This is a genomic window from Ottowia massiliensis, from assembly GCF_900240305.1.
GTDB lineage: Bacteria > Pseudomonadota > Gammaproteobacteria > Burkholderiales > Burkholderiaceae_C > Ottowia > Ottowia massiliensis.
Window position 1 is genome coordinate 1,741,166 of sequence record NZ_LT964854.1, and the last position, 16,993, is coordinate 1,758,158.

Annotated in this window: 11 protein-coding genes; 5 read left to right on the forward strand and 6 right to left on the reverse strand. The window is 65.2% G+C overall.

From position 1 onward, the window contains the following. Window positions 1–140 precede the first annotated feature (140 nt). Entirely contained in the window at window positions 141–1,352 is a 1,212-nt protein-coding gene (locus C1720_RS07840; RefSeq protein ID WP_102283816.1) for an aminotransferase-like domain-containing protein, read from the reverse strand. A 626-nt stretch (window positions 1,353–1,978) separates the two neighbouring features. Here C1720_RS07840 and C1720_RS07845 point away from each other — a divergent pair. The 3 genes from C1720_RS07845 to C1720_RS07855 are packed head-to-tail and all read left to right on the forward strand — an operon-like array spanning window position 1,979 to window position 6,381. After that, window positions 1,979–2,716 (forward strand): ABC transporter ATP-binding protein, encoded by a 738-nt coding sequence (locus tag C1720_RS07845; RefSeq protein WP_233199867.1) that lies wholly within the window; start codon window positions 1,979–1,981, stop codon window positions 2,714–2,716. A 23-nt stretch (window positions 2,717–2,739) separates the two neighbouring features. Continuing rightward, window positions 2,740–5,130, forward strand: a complete 2,391-nt coding sequence (locus C1720_RS07850) for an ABC transporter permease (RefSeq protein ID WP_102283817.1) — start codon at window positions 2,740–2,742, stop codon at window positions 5,128–5,130. Between the two features lie 27 nt (window positions 5,131–5,157). After that, complete coding sequence (locus C1720_RS07855; protein ID WP_102283818.1) at window positions 5,158–6,381, forward strand: efflux RND transporter periplasmic adaptor subunit; 1,224 nt, start codon at window positions 5,158–5,160, stop codon at window positions 6,379–6,381. A gap of 162 nt (window positions 6,382–6,543) precedes the next feature. On the opposite strand, the gene C1720_RS07860 is transcribed toward C1720_RS07855, so the two are convergent. After that, window positions 6,544–7,083 (reverse strand): hemerythrin domain-containing protein, encoded by a 540-nt coding sequence (locus C1720_RS07860; protein WP_233199869.1) that lies wholly within the window; start codon window positions 7,081–7,083, stop codon window positions 6,544–6,546. A 222-nt stretch (window positions 7,084–7,305) separates the two neighbouring features. Here C1720_RS07860 and C1720_RS07865 point away from each other — a divergent pair, with 222 nt between their 5' ends. Further along, on the forward strand, window positions 7,306–9,204 hold the full coding sequence (locus tag C1720_RS07865) for an autotransporter assembly complex protein TamA (RefSeq protein WP_158241674.1): 1,899 nt from the start codon (window positions 7,306–7,308) through the stop codon (window positions 9,202–9,204). Between the two features lie 151 nt (window positions 9,205–9,355). Then, on the forward strand, window positions 9,356–13,900 hold the full coding sequence (locus C1720_RS07870; RefSeq protein ID WP_102283821.1) for a translocation/assembly module TamB domain-containing protein: 4,545 nt from the start codon (window positions 9,356–9,358) through the stop codon (window positions 13,898–13,900). Window positions 13,901–14,783: 883 nt separating this feature from the next. On the opposite strand, the gene C1720_RS13725 is transcribed toward C1720_RS07870, so the two are convergent. From C1720_RS13725 to C1720_RS12975, 4 genes are all read right to left on the reverse strand, one after another. Further along, window positions 14,784–14,948 (reverse strand): hypothetical protein, encoded by a 165-nt coding sequence (locus C1720_RS13725; protein WP_158241675.1) that lies wholly within the window; start codon window positions 14,946–14,948, stop codon window positions 14,784–14,786. A gap of 70 nt (window positions 14,949–15,018) precedes the next feature. After that, window positions 15,019–15,672, reverse strand: coding sequence for a hypothetical protein (locus C1720_RS12965; protein ID WP_146006920.1), 654 nt, complete (start codon window positions 15,670–15,672; stop codon window positions 15,019–15,021). A gap of 71 nt (window positions 15,673–15,743) precedes the next feature. After that, window positions 15,744–16,277 (reverse strand): hypothetical protein, encoded by a 534-nt coding sequence (locus C1720_RS12970; protein ID WP_146006921.1) that lies wholly within the window; start codon window positions 16,275–16,277, stop codon window positions 15,744–15,746. A gap of 11 nt (window positions 16,278–16,288) precedes the next feature. Beyond that, window positions 16,289–16,990 carry a hypothetical protein gene (locus C1720_RS12975; RefSeq protein WP_146006922.1) on the reverse strand — a complete coding sequence of 234 codons (702 nt, stop codon included), beginning with the start codon at window positions 16,988–16,990 and terminating at the stop codon, window positions 16,289–16,291. Window positions 16,991–16,993 lie beyond the last annotated feature (3 nt).

Sequence of the window (16,993 nt, forward strand, 5' to 3'; positions counted from 1 at the left end):
TTATTTCGCTCCTTTAACCATAGCATGATGTCCTAGTGGAATCTGCGCAAGGCGTCATTCTTACCCCTTCAAATTTGCTCCTGCTTCTGATGCCCTCCCAGCAGGCAGCGCCTGCGGCGCGGAAACGCTGGAACTGGCTCTCAGACCCGCAGCGCGCGCGCCAGGCGCGCCACGCCTTCGCGGATGTCGTCCTCGCCTGCCGTGGCAAAAGAAAGGCGCAGCGTGGCGGCGTCGGGCTGGGTGGCGAAAAAAGGCGCGCCGGGCACGAAGGCCACGCCCTGGGCAATGGCCTTGGGTGCGAGCGCCGCGCCATCGGCCAGCGCGCCGCCAGCGCCCGTCAGCCGCGCCCAGATGAACAGGCCGCCCTGGGGCGGGGTGAAGGCGATGGCCTGGCCCAGCTGCTCGTGCAGCGCCTGGCCCATGACGCGCGCGCGCCGGGCATAGACGCGGCGCGCGTTTTCCAGCGCCTGGCCCAGGTGTCCGGCGGCCAGGTAATTGGCGGCCACGGCCTGGGCGAAGGCGCTGGTGTTGGCGTCGCTGAACTGTTTGCACATCACGGCCTGGGCCAGCAGCGGCGTGGGCGCAGTCATCCAGCCCAGCCGCAGGCCGGGCGAGAGGATTTTGGAGAGGCTGCCGCAGTGAATGAGCCAGTCGCGGCTGCCCGGCACTTCGGACGTGAGAGCGAGCAGGCTGGGCGGCGGCGGCGCGTCAAACCACAGCTGGCCGTAGGGGTCGTCTTCGATGATCAGGGTTTGATGCCGCACCGCCAGCTCCAGCACGCGGCGGCGGCGCTCCAGCGTGAGCGTGGCCCCGCCGGGGTTGCCGAAAGTGGGAATGAGATAGACAAAGCGCGGGCGGTGCTCTTCAATGAGCCGCTCCAGCGCATCGGGCTGCACGCCGTGGGCATCGGCCGGAGCGCTGATGACTTGCGCGCCGTAGAGGCGAAAACACTGGATGGCGGCCAGGAAGGTGGGGCCTTCGACGATGACTTTGCAGCCCGGCTCGGCCAGTGTTTTGCCGATCAGGTCCAGCGCCTGCTGGCTGCCGGTGGTGACGATGAGCTGCTGGGCCTGCACATCGGCCCCGCGCGATTGCATGAGCGCGGCCAGCTGCTCGCGCAGGGGCATGAAGCCTTCGGTCGCGCCGTATTGCAGCGCTTGCGCAGCCTGCTGCGCAAGCGCCTGGCGGGCGGCTTCTTCGATGTGCGCCACATCAAACAGGGCACTGTCGGGAAAGCCGCCCGCAAAACTGATGATGCCGGGCCGGCCCAGCAGCTTGAACACTTCGCGGATGGCGGAGGTTTCCACATGGCCCAGGCGCTGGGCGAAGGGGTAGGAGGGGGCTGGCTGCATGGATGAACCGCTTGGAGAAACAAAGGGAACAAAGAAAAGCCACCCGCCGGGGGGTGGCTTGAAGTGGTGCCTGAGGCCGGAATCGAACCGGCACGCCTTGCGGCCAGGGATTTTCTTCCCGCTTCGGCTTTCGCCGCCGGCGGCTTTTCGCGCAGGAAAAGCCGCCGTTCGTGGGCTGGAGCACGCCTTCGCCCTGGCCTTGCGGCTTTAGGCGCCCGCCGTCTGCTCTCTACACCTTCCTGCACTGGCAGGCTTGGCTCGGCGTTGGCCGGGCACGGGGCCGGGGGCGTTCGCCGAATTTGACGGGTTTCACTCCGGGCGTTTCCGCGCGGAGGCTCAAATTGTTTCAAGTCCCTTGTGTCTACCGATTTCACCACTCAGGCTTTTTTTCCTGGAATCCGCCGTGCAGTCGTCTGAAAGGGCGTTTTTCCGCTCCTTCATTCATAGCGCGATCTCGCGTGAATACGGCGAGGACGGGCCTTTTCATGGGCTTGAATCTGCTCTTGTTATCAAAGCAGGTTTCGCTGTTTCCACGGCGGCGGCGCGGGCTGGCTGGCCGCGCGCCGGGTTCCGGAAAGGTGCAGATTGTCGCAGAGGCGGCGAATGCCTTTCGCATAATCTGCCGCATGCGCACGCCTGAAATGCCTGAAGTTGCAGCCGCTGCGCCCGTTTTCCGGGCGCAAGGGCTGACCAAGACCTATCACATGGGCGATGTGCAGGTGCGCGCGCTGCGCGGGGTGGATCTGGCGCTGGAGCGCGGCGAGCTGGTGGTGGTGCTGGGGCCTTCGGGCAGCGGCAAGTCCACCTTGCTGAACATTCTGGGCGGGCTGGATGTGCCCAGCAGCGGGCAGGTGTTTTATGGCGGCGAGGATTTGAGCCGCGCCGATGACGCGGCGCTCACGCGCTTTCGGCGCGAGCACGTGGGCTTCGTGTTCCAGTTCTACAACCTGATTGCAAGCCTGACGGCGCGCGAGAACGTGGCGGTGGTCACGGAAATCGCCCGCCATCCGCTCGCGCCCGAAGAGGCGCTGGCGCTGGTGGGGCTGACGGCGCGGCTGGACCACTTTCCCGCGCAGCTTTCGGGCGGCGAGCAGCAGCGCGTGGCCATTGCGCGCGCCATTGCCAAGCGGCCTGCGGTGCTGCTGTGCGACGAGCCGACGGGCGCGCTGGACTCAGCCACGGGCGTGCGCGTGCTCCAGGCGCTGGAGCAGGTAAACGCCGAAATGGGCGCCACCACGGTCATCATCACCCACAACGCCGACATCGCCCGCATGGCCAGCCGCGTGCTGTGGATGCAAGACGGCCAGATCGTGCGCGAGCAGCGCAATGCCACTCGCCAGCAGGCGGCCAGCCTGCAATGGTGAGCCGCTGAAGGAAAAGGCCAAGCATGCCGGTATCCGCCCTGACCCGCAAGGCGCTGCGCGATTTGTGGCTGATGCGCGGGCAGGCGCTGGCCATTGCGCTGGTGATTGCGGCGGGCATTGCCATGCTGGTGATGTCGCAATCCACGCTGGACTCGCTGCGCACCACGCGCGACATGCTGTATGCCCAGCAGCGCTTTGCGCACGTGTGGGCGCACCTCAAGCGCGCGCCCAGCGCGGTGGAGCGGCAAATTGCCGATCTGCCCGGCGTGGCCGAAACGGAAACCCGCATCGTCTCGTTCGCCAAGATGGAAGTGCCCGGCTTTGCCGACCCCGTGCAGGCGCTCATGCAGTCGCTGCCTGACGACGGCCAGCCGCGCCTCAACCGCGTGCACCTGCGCACGGGCCGCATGCTGGCGCCGGGCGCGCAAGACGAAATCCTGATCAGCGACGCCTTCGCCAAGGCGCACCGGCTCAAGCCGGGCGACCGCCTGCGCCTGACGGTGCACGGGCGCACGCAGTGGTTCCGCCTGGCGGGCATTGCCGTGTCCGCCGAGCATCTGTACCAGATCAAGCACGGCGGCATGTTTCCCGACTACGAGCGCTACGCCATCGTCTGGGCGCCGCGCCGGGCGATGGAAGCGGCGATGGACATGAAAGGCGCGTTCAACCAGATCGTGATCCGCCTGGCGCACGCCGGCACGGCCAGCGCGCGCCTTCAGCAAGAGCAGCAAGTCATCCGCGCCACCGACCGCATCCTGCAACGCTACGGCGGCATCGGCGCCACGGGCCGCATGGAGCAGATGTCGTTTCGCTTCCTGCATGAAGAACTCAAGCAGCTGGCCACCAACGTGTGGCTGTTTCCGGCCATCTTCCTGGGCGTGGCGGCGTTTTTGCTCAACGTGGTGTTCAAGCGCCTCATCGGCATGCAGCGCGACCAGGTGGCCACGCTCAAGGCCTTTGGCTATGGCACCTGGCAGGTGGCGCTGCACTACGGGCAGATCGTCACCCTCATCTGCCTGCTTGGCGCGGTCATCGGCACGCTGGCCGGCGCGTGGCTGGGCACGCTTTTGGCGGGGCAGTACCAGAAGAATTTCCGCTTTCCCTATCTGGTGTTCAGCACGGATGCCCAGGTGGTGGCCATTGGCGCGGCCATCAGCCTGCTGGCCGCACTGGCGGGCACGGGCCACGCCGTTTTCGCCGCCGCCAGCGAGCCGGTGGCGCAGGCCATGCGCCCGCCCGCGCCCGAAAGCTTTCGCCCCACGCTCATCGAGCGGCTGGGGCTGACGCGCTGGCTCTCGCAGCCCACGCGCATGATCCTGCGGCAGCTGGAGCGCCGCCCCTTCAAGGCGCTGATGACCGTCATTGGCCTGGCGCTGGCTGGCGGCATCGTCATGATGTCGGACTTCCAGATCGCCGCCATCAACCACCTGCTGGCCGTCGAATTCGGCCTGGCGCGGCATTACGACGTGGCCGCCTCCTTCACCGAAGCCGCGCCGCGCCGCGCCCTGCACGAGCTGCGCGCCCTGCCCGGCGTACGCGCCGTGGAAGGCACGCGCACCGTGCCCGTGCGCATCGGGCATCTGAACCATCAAATGCTCACCGCCATCGAGGGCCTGCCTGAAAACGCCCGCATGCGCCGCCCTTTCAGCGCCAGCTTGCAGCACAAGCCAGCGCCTCCCACGGGCCTGATGCTGGGCACGTGGCTGGCCCGCCGCCTGGGCGTGCAGCCCGGCGACACCGTGTGGGTGGAAGTGATGGAAGGCCGCCAGCCGCGCCTGACCCTGCCCGTGACGCAGCTGCTGGATGAATCCCTGGGCATGAACGCCTACATGAGCCTGCCCGCCCTCAACCGCGCCCTGGGCGACGACGATCTGGCCAGCAGCGCCTTCCTGCTGGTGGACAAGGGCATGGAAACCAGCGTGCTGCGCGAGCTGGACCGCCGCCCGCTGGTCTCCAGCGCCGAATCACAAGCCGCCTCGCTGCGCAACTACCGCAGCACCATCTCCACCTTCACCCGCATCTTCACCCTCATGGCCACCCTCATGGGCGCCATCATCAATTTCGGCGTGGTCTACAACTCGGCGCGCATGTCGCTGTCAGAGCGCACGCGCGAGCTGGCCAGCCTGCGCGTGCTGGGCTTCACGCGCGGCGAAGTCAGCTACATCCTGCTGGGCGAGCTGGCGCTTTTGGTGCTGCTGTCGCTGCCCGTGGCCGCCGCCGTGGGCTACGCCCTGTCGGCCTTCGTGGCGCATGGCATGAGCACGGAGCTGTTTCGCGTGCCCCTCATCGTGCGGCCTTCCACCTTCGCCTTTCCCTCGTTTGTGACCTGCGTGAGCGCCATCATCTCGGCCCTGGCCGTGAACTGGCGCGTGCGCCGCCTTGACCTGATCGAGGCGCTCAAAACCCGCGAATAAAGCCCCTTTGCCCCCTCCGAGCCGCCCATGACCCTTCCGCGCAAAGCCCTCTACTTCGTTCTGGCCGCCAGCTTCATCGGCGCGCTGGCCTTTCTCACCTGGCGCGAGCCGCGCCAGCTGGCCGCCACCGGCGCCGTCACGCAAGGCCCCCTGCAGGAAACCTTCACCGAAGAAGCCAAAACGCGGCTGAAACAGCGCTACGCCATCGCCGCCCCCGTCTCCGGCACGCTCCAGCGCATCACCCTGGAGCCGGGCGACGCCGTGCAGGAAGGCCAGCCCGTGGCCTACATCGCCCCCGCCGCCAGCACCTTGCTCGACGACCGCAGCCGCGCCCAGGCCGAAGCCGACGTGAAAAGCGGCCAAAGCCAGCAAGCCGCCGCCAGCCAGCGCATCGCCGCCGCGCGCGCCGCCCACCAGCTCGCGCAAGCCAGCCTCAAGCGCGCCCGCGCCCTGGCCGCCGGCCAGGCCGCCTCGCAAGAAGCGCTGGACCAGGCCCAGGCCGCCGCCACGCGCGCTGCCGCCGAACTGGCCGCCGCCCAGGCCGACGAGCAAGCCGCCATCGCCCGCGTGGCCGCCGCCCGCGCCACGCTCGCCCATGAAGGCGCGGCAGGTGAAAGCGGCGCCCGCGCGCCCCAGCCCGTGCTCTCGCCCGTCAGCGGCGTGGTGCTGCGCCGCAGCCTGCAAAGCGCCACCCCCGTGGCCGCCGGCCAAAGCCTGATGGAAGTGGGCGACACCGCCCAGCTTGAAATCGAAGCCGAAGTCCTGTCCACCGACGCCGTGCGCCTGGCCCCCGGCATGGCCGCCCGCGTGCTGCGCTGGGGCGGCGAAGGCGCGCTGCAAGCGCGCGTGACCCGCGTGGAACCCGGCGGCTTCACCAAAGTCTCCGCCCTGGGCGTGCAAGAGCAGCGCACCCGCGTCATCCTGGAACTCACCAGCCCCCGCGCCGACTGGGCGGCCCTGGGCGACGCCTGGCGCGTTGAAACCGAATTCATCACCCGCCAGGAAGAAAACGCCGTGCAAGTGCCCGCCAGCGCCCTTTTCCGCACCGCCGCCACCGAAGGCGGCGCGGGCAGCACAGGCGGCTGGGCGCTGTATGTCGTGGAAAACGGCCGCGCGCGCCTGACCCCCGTGCGCATCGGCCTGCGCTCGGACGCCGCCGCGCAAATCCTCGAAGGCGCGGCCCCCGGCCAGACCGTCATCCTCCAGCCCGACGACCGCATCCACGACGGCGTGCGCATCCAGCCCGCCTGAACGTCCCATGAACGCCTGATTACGCTCCTTTATCTGTAGCGTGAAGTCCTAGTGGAATGGGCGCGGAAGCCGTTTTTAATGCCTGAATATTTGCTCCTGTTTCTGATGTCCACGGGCGAACCTTGAACGGGTTCCGGGGGCCATCAGGCGGCGCGGCCCGCTTCACTTGCTCTTGCGCCGCGCGGCCATTTCGGCGCCCATTTCGGCCAGCGGCTGCGGCTCCAGCAGGGACTGGGCGGCGGGGTAGGCCAGGGTTTCTTCCAAAGGAATGTGGGTGGCGTAGATGCCGGTGAAGCGGCGCACCAGGGCGCGGTCTTCATCGGTGAGCGCGGGGGCATCGGGCGCCTGCCAGGCTTGCAGGCGCGGGCGCAGGGCGGCCCAGAGTTCGGCCATGCGCACGTGATCGGCCTTCAGGGTGGCCACGGCCTGGCGCAGCCGTGCGTCGGGTGAGTGCTCGAGCAGGGGAAAGACGTGGCGCTCTTCGTCTTCGTGATGGTGGGGGGCGGCCATGTTGAAGTAGCGCAGCACGTCTTGCACGGCCGAGCGCGACTGCGCGTCGTGGCCGTTTTCGTCGATGTGGCGGACGATGCGCTCCAGCAAATCGAGGCTGCGCTGCACGCGGTCGTGACAGGCTTCCATCATTTCAAAGGGCTGGTCAAAAGAGGCGGCGGGGGCGGAAAAACCGGGCAGGCTGCGGCTCATGGGTTTCATCCTTGATGGGCAAAGGTGGCAAAAGGCGGGGCGTTCGGTTGAATGTCCGGGCTTTCGGGCTTTCGGGCGCTGCCGGACTCGCAAAAACCCCTGAACGGCAAATAGTTGGCATTTGCGGCGGGCTTCGGGGCGGGGGGTTGCTTTTACACTTCCGCCCCGATGCGCCTGCCCGATTGTTCCCCCAAGAAGCGGCCACGCCTGGGCGTGGCGGCAATGACCCTGCTGACAGGCTTGTCAGCGGCCCTGATGCCCTGCGCGGCGGCGCGGGCGGATGATGCCCCGGCCGCTGCCGGTGCGCCCGCCGCTGAATCCGCCCCGGACGCCGCCGGAAACGCCGCTGAAAAGCCCGCCTTCACCATTGAAGTGCAAACGGCCAATGAAGAGCTGAAAACGCTGCTGGAGCGCCATAACGATTTGCGCCGCTACCAGTCCGTGCCCGATCTGGACGCTGCCGAGCTGGACCGCCTGATGGCGCTGGCCGAAAGCGGGCTGAAGGGCCTGCTGGCCGCGCAGGGCTATTTCTCGCCGCAGATCACGCTCACGCGGCAAGCCGCCGCACAGCCGCCCGTGGTGCGTATTGCCGTGGAGCCGGGCGAGCAGGCGATGGTGGAGGCGGCGGACATCGCCTTTGCGGGCGACATCGCGCACTCCGCCGACCCGGCCGCCGCAGAGCAGCAAAAAGCCATCCGCGAAGACTGGGCGCTGGGCGCGGGCAAGGGCTTTACGCAAGAGGCGTGGAGCAGCGCCAAATCCGGCGCGCTGCGCCAGCTCATTGCCAAACGCTATCCGGCAGGCCGCATTGGCCGCAGCCAGGCCGATGTGGATGAAGCCGCGCGCAGCGTGAAGCTGGGCGTGACGCTGGACTCCGGCCCGCTGTACCGCCTCGGCCCCGTGCAAGTCACGGGCAACCGGCGCTACCCCGCCTTTTTGCCCGGGCGGCTGGCGCAGCTGGCCGTGGGCGAGCCGTATGACCAGGCGCGCCTGGCCGACGCGCAGCAGCGCCTGATCAGCAGCGGCTATTACGACGCGGCCTACGTCTCTGTCGATCCGCAAGAGCGCAGCGAAAGCGAGGGCCAGGACGAAAACGCAGCCCCTGCCGCCGCCGTCACCGCCCCCGTGCAAATGCAGGTGACCGAAGCGCCGCTGAAAAAAGCCACGCTGGGCCTGGGCTTCACTACCGACGGCGGCCCGCGCATCACGCTGGAGCACCGCCACAACCGCGTGCCTTGGCTCGGCTGGCGCGCCGTGAGCAAGGCGCAGCTGGAAGCGGCCAACACCTTCATCGAAAGCGACCTGCTTGCCATGCCCGCCGCCAGCGGCTGGCGCTGGGGCGCGCTGGCCAAACTCAGCCGCGTCAAAGACGACGATCTGACCACCTACAACCGCCAGCTGCGCTTTGGCCGCTCGCAAAGCCGCGAGCGCTCCGAACGCAACTTCTACGTGCAATACGACCTCTCGCGCGTCAAGGGCGCCGACGGCCAGTACGTCACCGACGAGATGACGGGCGACGGCTCCGCGCTCTCGTTCAACTTCATATGGACCACGCGGCGCTTCAACCATCTGTCTGACCCCACCGGCGGCTGGGGCCTGGGCTTTGAGCTGGGCGGCGGCATCACCATCAACGGCAAGCGCCAGCCCTTCACGCGCGGCGTGGCGCGCTGGCTGGGCTACATCCCCTTGGGCCACAGCGCCGCCAGCAGCCGCTTGGCCGTGCGCGCCGAAGCGGGCGCGGTGCTCAGCCCCGACGGCGCGCGCGTGCCCAGCGCCCTGCTCTTTCGCGCCGGCGGCGACAACAGCGTGCGCGGCTACGGCTGGCGCGACATCGGCATTGCGCGCGGCGGCATCACCGCCCCCGGCCACTACATGATGACCGCCAGCCTGGAGTGGCAGCGCCCCATCCTCAACAGCGAAGGGCGGCCCAGCGGCATCGAATACGTCGCCTTCATCGACGCGGGCGACGTGGCCGAAAACCCCGGCTCGCTCACCCCGCGTCTGGGCATCGGCACGGGCGCGCGCGTGAAAACGCCCGTCGGCCCCATGACCGCCGCCATCGCCTACGGCGCCAAGACGCGCAAATTCAGGCTGCACCTGTCGGTGGGCTTCGTGTTCTGAAGCGGCTTGCAGGGCCTTTATTTGCTCCTTGTTTCATAGCATGAGGTCCCCGCTGATATTGCGACAACCGCGTTTTTCAGCACCCTGAATTTGCTCCTGTTTCTGATGCGGCTTTGCCGGCCGCCGCTGACCCTTTCCGCCCTCTTTCGCCATGAGCACCGCTCCTTCATCCGCCACCCCCCTGCCCGAAGCGCCTGCCGCCGCGCCCCCGCGCTCCCAGCGCCCCCGGCGCCGCTGGCCGCGCCGCCTGGCCTGGCTGCTGCTGGCGCTGCTTGTGGCCGCGCTGCTGGCGCTCATCGTGCTGTGGCGCTGGGCGGCTTCGCCCGGCTCGCTGGAGCAGGCGCTCGCCTGGGCGCAGCCCTACATGCCGGCCGCCCTGCAAATCGAAGGGCTGCAAGGCTCCGTGCTGCACGGCGGCCAGGCCGCGAAAGTGCGCTGGAGCGAGGGCGGCCTGACCGTGGAGGCGGACGAGGCCCAGGCGCGCTGGCATCTGCTTTCTTTGCTGCGCGGCAAGCTGCGCCTGGACGAGCTGGGCGCGGCCCGCATCCGCGTGGACGACGCCCGGCCGCCCAGCGACGAAGCGCCCGCCGCCGGGCCGCCCGCGCCGCTGGAGCTGCCGCTGCGCGTGGAGGTGAACGCCTTTCACGCCGGGGCCGTGGAGCTGGCCCAGCCCGGCCTGCGCATCACCAATATTGCGGGCAGCTACCACTTCAACCAGCTCATGCACCTGCTGCGGCTGGACAGCGCCAGCCTGATGGGCGGCCGCTACAGCGCCAGCGCGCGCCTGCGCAACGACGCCAGCGCGCGCCTGAACATTTCGCTGCGCGGCGAATTCAGCCTGCAAGCCTTGCAGCAGGCGCTGCCGCAAAGCGCGCCGCCCGCTGAAACGCCTGCTGAAACACCCGCTGACGCGCCTGCCGCCGATGCCTCGCCCCGCCTGCTGCTGCGCGCCCACTTGAGCGGCCCCATGAGCGACATGCGCCTTGCGGCCCGCCTGCGCGAGCAGCATCCCGCTGACAAAAACGCGCTGGACACGGCGCAAGAGCGCGACATCGACGCACTGGGCGAGCGCCTGCTGCATGGCGATGAAGAAGCCGCCAACGCCTTGCCTGACGCCCCGCCTGCGCCGCATGCACAAGGCGGCGCAGCCAGCGATGCGCAAAACGAAGCGCAAAACGAAGCACAAAACGATACGCAAGGCGATGCGGAAAATAGCCCGCAAGTGCCGCGCGCCGATCTGGCCGCGCGCATCACGCCCTGGGCCGCCCAGCCCGTGGCCCAGGCGCAGGCCCGCTTCGCCTGGCTGGATCTGGCCCCCTTCTGGCCCGCTGCGCCGCAAACGCGCCTGTCCGGCCAGGTGCGCATCGACCCCGCCGATGCCGCCCCCAACAACGCCAATGAAGCCAGCGCCAATGAAGCCAGCGCCGCCGCGCCGCAGTGGAACGTGCAGGCCAGCCTCACCAACGCGCGCCCCGGCCCGTGGGATGCGCACCGCCTGCCGCTGCAAAAGCTTCAGGCCCGCCTGAGCCTGCCATCCGGCCCGCAAGGCCTGGGCGTGCGCGTTCAGCAACTGAGCGCCGATCTGGCGGGCGGCACGCTGCAAGCAGACGGCCACTGGCTGCCTTCAGAAACCCATTCAGAGGCCCAAACGCCGCAAACCCCCGTGGCATCAGCGCAGCCCGCTATCGAAAACAAAGCAAATGACGCAACGAATGCCAGCCCGCAGCCCCCGGGCGGCTGGCGCGTGAACGCCACGCTCGAAGGCATCCGCCCCGCCGCGCTGCACACGGCGCTGGCAGCGCAGCCCCTGTCCGGCCACGTGCGGGCCAGCGCCCCGGCGCAAGGCGGCCCGCAGACGGCCCAGACGGCCCAGACGGATGCCGCCGATGCCGCCCCCGCGCCCATCACCTTCGATGTGGATTTGCAAGCCGCCGCCGCTGACGCCGCCAGCGCCGCCCAGCCCGCCGCCAGCGCCCTGGCCACGCCCGCGCAGGAAATCACGCAAGAAATCGCACAAGAAATGGCCCGCTTGCGCCTGCGCCAGCTCACCGCCCAGGGCACATGGCAAGCCGGCCCGCAAGGCCAGGCCAGCGCAGGCCGGCTGGAGCTGCCCACGCTCACGCTGCACGCGGCCGATGCGCAGCTGCACGCCAGCGGCGTGCAAGTGCGCCTGGCCGATCAGTCCGGCCAGGGCCAGCTGGCGCTCACGGCCCCCGGCCTGAAACTGGCGCTGCAAGGCAGCGCCGCCCCGGCCAGCGGCAAAGGCCAGGCCGAAGTGCAAGCGGCCAGCCTCGCGCAAACCCTGCAATGGCTGCAAACCCTGCCCGCGCTGCCCGCCAGCGTGCGGCAGGCGCTGGCAGACACGCTGCTCACAGGCCGCGCCAGCCTGCAAGGCCAGTGGCAAGGCGGCTGGCGCGACCCGGCCGTGAAACTCACGCTCGCCGCGCCTGAGCTGGAGTGGCGCGCCAGCGCTGACGCCGCCCCGCTCAAGCTGCAAGGGGCCGAAGCGCGCGCCACGGGCCGCCTGCAAGACGCCAGCGTCTTTCTCAAAGGCACGGCGCGGCAGGCGGGCCGCCGTGCCACTTTGCAAACGCAAGCGCGCGTGCGCTCCGTGCCATCCCAATCTGCCTCCAAAGCTGTTTCAGGCTGGCAGGCCGCCTTCAGCCAGCTTGACATCACGGCGCAAGACCCCGATTACGCCCCCGCCGCATGGCGCGCCGCGCTGAAGTCGCCCTTCACGCTCACGCTTGAAAACGGCCCGGCAGGCGGCCAGCCCAACGCCAAAACAGGGGCGGAAAAAACCGCCCCGCTGTCCGTGGCCGCCAGCGCGGGCGCGCTCGCGCTCTCGCCCGCCAGCGCGGCGCAGCCCGCCACGCTCTCGTGGGATCACCTGAAATGGGCCGATGCGCGCTGGAGCGCCAAGGGCAAGCTGCAAAACGTGCCGCTCGCCTGGGCCGCGCTCATCCCGGGCGCGGAGCTGCAAAAAAGCCTGGAGCCGGTGCTCGACATCGCTGGCAGCGCCATCCTGGCCGCCGAATGGGACGCCGAATGGGCGCGCGGGCAGCCCTTGCGCCTGCAAGCGGCCGTGGAGCGCACGCAAGGCGACCTCATCCTGCCGCCGCTGCCCGGCGCGCCCCAGCGCCAAAGCGCGGGCCTGCAAGCCGCCCGCGTGTCGCTCAACGTGCAAGGCCAGGACGCCACCGCCCGCCTGCTGTGGCAACCCCGCCAGATCGGCCAGGCCGAAGGCCAGCTGCAAACCCGGCTGGCCGCAGGCGACGCCCCCTGGAGCGCGCCCGAGCCGTGGCCCGCCGATGCGCCCCTGCAAGGGCATCTGAGCGCCAAACTGCCCCGTGTGGCCGCCTGGTCGCTGCTGGCGCCGCCCGGCTGGCGGCTGCGCGGCGCGCTCGATGCCGACTTGCGCATCAGCGGCACCCGCAGCGCCCCGCAATGGAGCGGCCAGATCGGCGCAGACGGCCTGGCCCTGCGCTCCGTGGCCGACGGCTTTGAACTCAAAAACGGCGAACTGCGCGCGCGCCTGCAAGGCGAGCAGCTCGTCATCGAGCGCCTCACCCTCCAAGGCGGCGGCAAGGCCCCCGGCAAAAAAGCCGCCGAAAACCAAACCGCCCAGGCCGCCCAGCCCGCCAGCGCCTTGGCGGACGGCGGCTCCGTCACCGCCAGCGGCCAGGCCGGCTGGGCGGGCGGGCAATGGAGCGCCCGCATCGACGCCACATTAAGCGGCCTGCGCCCCAGCATCCGGCCTGACCGCCAGATAGCCCTGTCCGGCAAGCTGCAAGCGGCCATGCAAGGCAGCGCCGCCACGCTCGATGGCCAATTGCGCGTAGATCAGGCGCACATCGAACTGCCCGACGACAGCGCCCCCACGCTGGACGACGACGTGGTGATCCACCGCGCCGATGGCCGCCGCGAAAGCGCGCAAGACGCCGAAGCCGAAAAAAAGCAGCGGCAAGCCAGCCAGCGCGAAGCCAAAACCACCCTCGCCGCCCGGCTCGGCCTGGACCTGGGCAACGCCTTCACCCTGCGCGGACAAGGCATCGACACGCGCCTGACCGGGCAGCTTCAGGCCACGGCCAGCGGCCCCATCGGCACGCTGCCGCGCGTCAGCGGCGAAATCCGCACCGAAGGCGGCACCTTCCGCGCCTACGGCCAGCAGCTGCAAATCAGCAAAGGCGTCGTGCGCTTCAACGGCGCGGCCGACAACCCCGTGCTCGACATCCTGGCCCTGCGCCCCAACTACCAAAGCGACCAGCAAGCCGGCGTGCGCGTGACCGGCACCGCCCTGCTGCCCAGCGTGCGCCTGTATTCCAAGCCCGAACTCTCCGACAGCCAGACGCTGGCCTGGCTGCTGCTGGGCCGCGCCGCTCCATCCGGCGGCGCAGAAGCCGCCATGCTCCAGCAAGCCGCCCTGGCCGCCTTGAGCGGGCGCGACGGCAAAAGCATGGCCTCCCGCGTGGGCCTGGACGAACTCTCTTTAGGCGAAGGCTCCGGCAGCGGCAGCACCAGCCTCACCGTCGGCAAGCGCCTCTCGGACAAGCTCTACACCACCTACGAACAAACCCTGGGCAGCGCCATGGGCACCCTGTTCATCTACTACGAACTCTCGCGCCGCTGGCTCGTGCGCGGCCAGGCCGGCGAGCAAGCCGCCCTGGACGTGATCTACCGCATCTCCTACGACTAAGCGCCCGTTCAGAGCCTGGCCGCGAGGGGCGAAAGAGCCGATCGGAATCGCTTCAAGGCGCCATCCGCAGACACAAGCCTTGCAGCTTGCCGGGAACCTGTTCAGAGCCTGGCCATGAGGAGCGAAAGCGCAGGAATCAGGCTGAACGGCAAGGCGCCAACCGCAGACGGGCCTTGTGACCCGGCAAGGACTCGCAACGCCGCAGACCGCCCCAATCCCCCTTTTGCCCCCCGCAGACCGATGGCAAACAGGATCCAAGCCCGCCACCCGCCCGCAAACCGGCCCCAAAACAGACGCGGAAACAGACCTGAAAACAGGCTGCCAGCACGAAAGACAGCCGGGTTTCACATCAGAAAGCGGAGCAAATTCAGGAGCCTAAAAACGGCTCTCGCGCAGTATCCACTAAGACCTAATGCTATCGTTCAAGGAGCGAAATAGAAGCAAAACGCAAGCGCCTGCCAAGCAGGCCGCCCGGCCCCTCACTTGCGGCCCATCATGCGTGCTCAGCACGCCGCGCGGGACTTGGCGGCCCGCCGGATCGCCGTAACGGGTCAAGGCGTGCGGCTGGCTTGTGCCTTCATGGCCGTGCAGTCCGCTTGCACGCAGCCTGGCGCCATGGCGGCAGCGTCGTATCGCCAGCTTCTGTTCGCGGTTTAACTCGCGCCCTGGCCGCCGATTTTTTCCGTGGCCCGGGTCAGCCGGCCTTGGCGTCGCGCTGGTAGCTGTATTGGGCCAAGGCGCTGCCGTCGGCTTTTGGTGGCGGATTGGGGCCAGGCGCCCGGCGGCGTCATGGCTGAATTGGGCGCTGACCAGGTTTGCAAGCGGCCGCCTGCATCCCAGCGGGTTTGGAGGGTGTGTTCGCCTGGGTCGGCAAAGCTTGCGCTCAGTTGCGTGCGCTGGCTGGCTGCGTCTCTGGGAGCGTGGTTTCGTTCAGGCATTCGACTGAAGCAAAGCAATCATTGGCGCCAGCAAGAAGTAGTGAAGCTCCTGCTAATAAACAAAAAATCACCAGCAATATGCGCAACTTCATATTTTTCAGGCGCATCATGCGCCTTCTTAATCCAAGCTAAACGATAGAAATATCTTAAACCGCATTCAATATGCTACATATACCTCAATCATAGATTCATGTTTACCAATTTATTATACCTAATATAATCATCTTCAACGATCTTTCTCAGCTCATTCCAATCAGACGCTGAAGTAATCTCCCCATAAATTGAAAGCCGATTGCGCACCTGGCACCCCATAAAATCATCAGGATAAAAAAATCCCGAAAACTTAAGCGGAACAGCAAATTCAATTTTGCTCTCAATAAAACCAGATTCCTCTAGGAACTTTCTACATCTTCTACTTAAATCTATCCAATATTCTCCATATAAGAAACCGTCTCTTGATGTATTATTTTCCAGATGAACAAAAAAATCATTCTGCCATGATTCTGGAAAATAATTTGACACCAATTCTTCCATATCTTGATAAATTAGCAAATCCTCCTTTGATGAAAAATCACACATAGATTCAATGAAGTGCATAAACCTCAAAGCCGGATAAAACCCGCTTATGAACATCTGATAAGCAGGATTGATAATCCTGTAATTGTAATTGCAATCCAAGCATACTGCAGTATCATGCTCGCTTTTTTCAACTGGAATCAATTCGCGCACATAGAAATAATCCAATTGTTTTTCTGGCGCCATCAAGCAAAAGTTGAAAATATAATATGGCTCATTTGCAATATAATCTCCATGAGTTCGTTCAAGGACCTTCAATTATTACTCCAAGAAAATTATAGGCGTGACGATAATAATGATCATCTCTTTCGTTCGTGTTAAACCAATGATTAATCGATCTGGTAGATGACCCCAGAAGTTTGAAGATCATTAAAACAAACGCCAGTTATTGTTTCGGCCAGCTTTGTTAGCGTTGCAAAAGAAGGCATATTTTCTATATCAACACAATCAGTAAAATTTTCAGCATCGATGTCATTTAATGGTCTTCCAATATTGGCATGCACCTCTCCCTCTATGCAGATCCATTGCCGCCTTAAATCACCATCCTTATGGTATTCAAACCAAAGTCCACCCGTCACATCCTGGGAGAGCATCATCAGTATTTCGCCATGTTTAGATGCAGCAGAAAGTTGGTCTGTTAATAGTTCATCGAAACACTGGGCAGAATTGCCCATCATCACATTCCAATTGGCGGTATCTGACGCCATGACGGTCAAATGTGAATCATCAGCTTCAATTGCCGCTTCCAAGGCATTATTCACTTTCTTCCCGGAGCATTTATCTAATACTAAGTGATGACGCTGCAACAGATATTCTCGCATCTGTCTTTCATTGCCCAAAAAATACATTACATACAGGTTCATTTATCAACTCCTCAGGATGCTTGCCACTCTCGATCCAGAGCCAACTTCTTTTTCTCAATCCAGTTCATGAAGTCCTCTGGGACAATAATTCTCTTCCGCACTGCGCTATCCAGCGCCAGCTGATAGCTGTCTGGATTCCATTTTTTAAAATTTCCATTCAATATCTCACTATCCAAAAGAATGGATTTTGCTTCTTCATATTTGCCCGCAAGCAATAAATAGCACACTTTATCATATAATGTGGAAGCACATTCGCCTATCGATATATTCTTTTTCTTCAAGTGATCTGGAATATAGTCAAATTCTTCAGGAGGTGCCGATCTTTTCCCGAGAAAGAAGTCGGTTAAGTCAAGCATTATTTCTGGATTAGAAATTACATCAAACCATTTCCACATCGCCTCTTGTAAAAGTTTTAAAGCAAGTTCCGGTTTTTCAAATGGATAGCAATATAAATCGGTATCACATGCATCTCCTGTCTGTGGCCTTAAAAGTCCATCAGCACAAAAAGCATCAACATCGTTCAACATCACATCATCAGAATAAGCAAGATTCAGGAAAATATAAATGAATTTTTCATCTCTTATTTCTATATCATGAACACGCACCAGCCATGCTATGGGTTTATTTTTCATGAATTTCCAATATCCTCCTCTCCCAACATGACGAAAACCTTCTTTTAGCAGGAATCGATGAATTTCTTTAGGTGCGCCCATGTG

Excerpts from the sequence above, each read along its gene's own strand:
- C1720_RS07840 (WP_102283816.1), bottom strand. The coding sequence starts at position 1,352 with ATGCAGCCAGCCCCCTCCTACCCCTTCGCCCAGCGCCTGGGCCATGTG.
- C1720_RS07845 (WP_233199867.1), top strand. The coding sequence starts at position 1,979 with ATGCGCACGCCTGAAATGCCTGAAGTTGCAGCCGCTGCGCCCGTTTTC.
- C1720_RS07850 (WP_102283817.1), top strand. The coding sequence starts at position 2,740 with ATGCCGGTATCCGCCCTGACCCGCAAGGCGCTGCGCGATTTGTGGCTG.
- C1720_RS07855 (WP_102283818.1), top strand. The coding sequence starts at position 5,158 with ATGACCCTTCCGCGCAAAGCCCTCTACTTCGTTCTGGCCGCCAGCTTC.
- C1720_RS07860 (WP_233199869.1), bottom strand. The coding sequence starts at position 7,083 with ATGAGCCGCAGCCTGCCCGGTTTTTCCGCCCCCGCCGCCTCTTTTGAC.
- C1720_RS07865 (WP_158241674.1), top strand. The coding sequence starts at position 7,306 with ATGACCCTGCTGACAGGCTTGTCAGCGGCCCTGATGCCCTGCGCGGCG.
- C1720_RS07870 (WP_102283821.1), top strand. The coding sequence starts at position 9,356 with ATGAGCACCGCTCCTTCATCCGCCACCCCCCTGCCCGAAGCGCCTGCC.
- C1720_RS13725 (WP_158241675.1), bottom strand. The coding sequence starts at position 14,948 with ATGATGCGCCTGAAAAATATGAAGTTGCGCATATTGCTGGTGATTTTT.
- C1720_RS12970 (WP_146006921.1), bottom strand. The coding sequence starts at position 16,277 with ATGAACCTGTATGTAATGTATTTTTTGGGCAATGAAAGACAGATGCGA.
- C1720_RS12975 (WP_146006922.1), bottom strand. The coding sequence starts at position 16,990 with ATGGGCGCACCTAAAGAAATTCATCGATTCCTGCTAAAAGAAGGTTTT.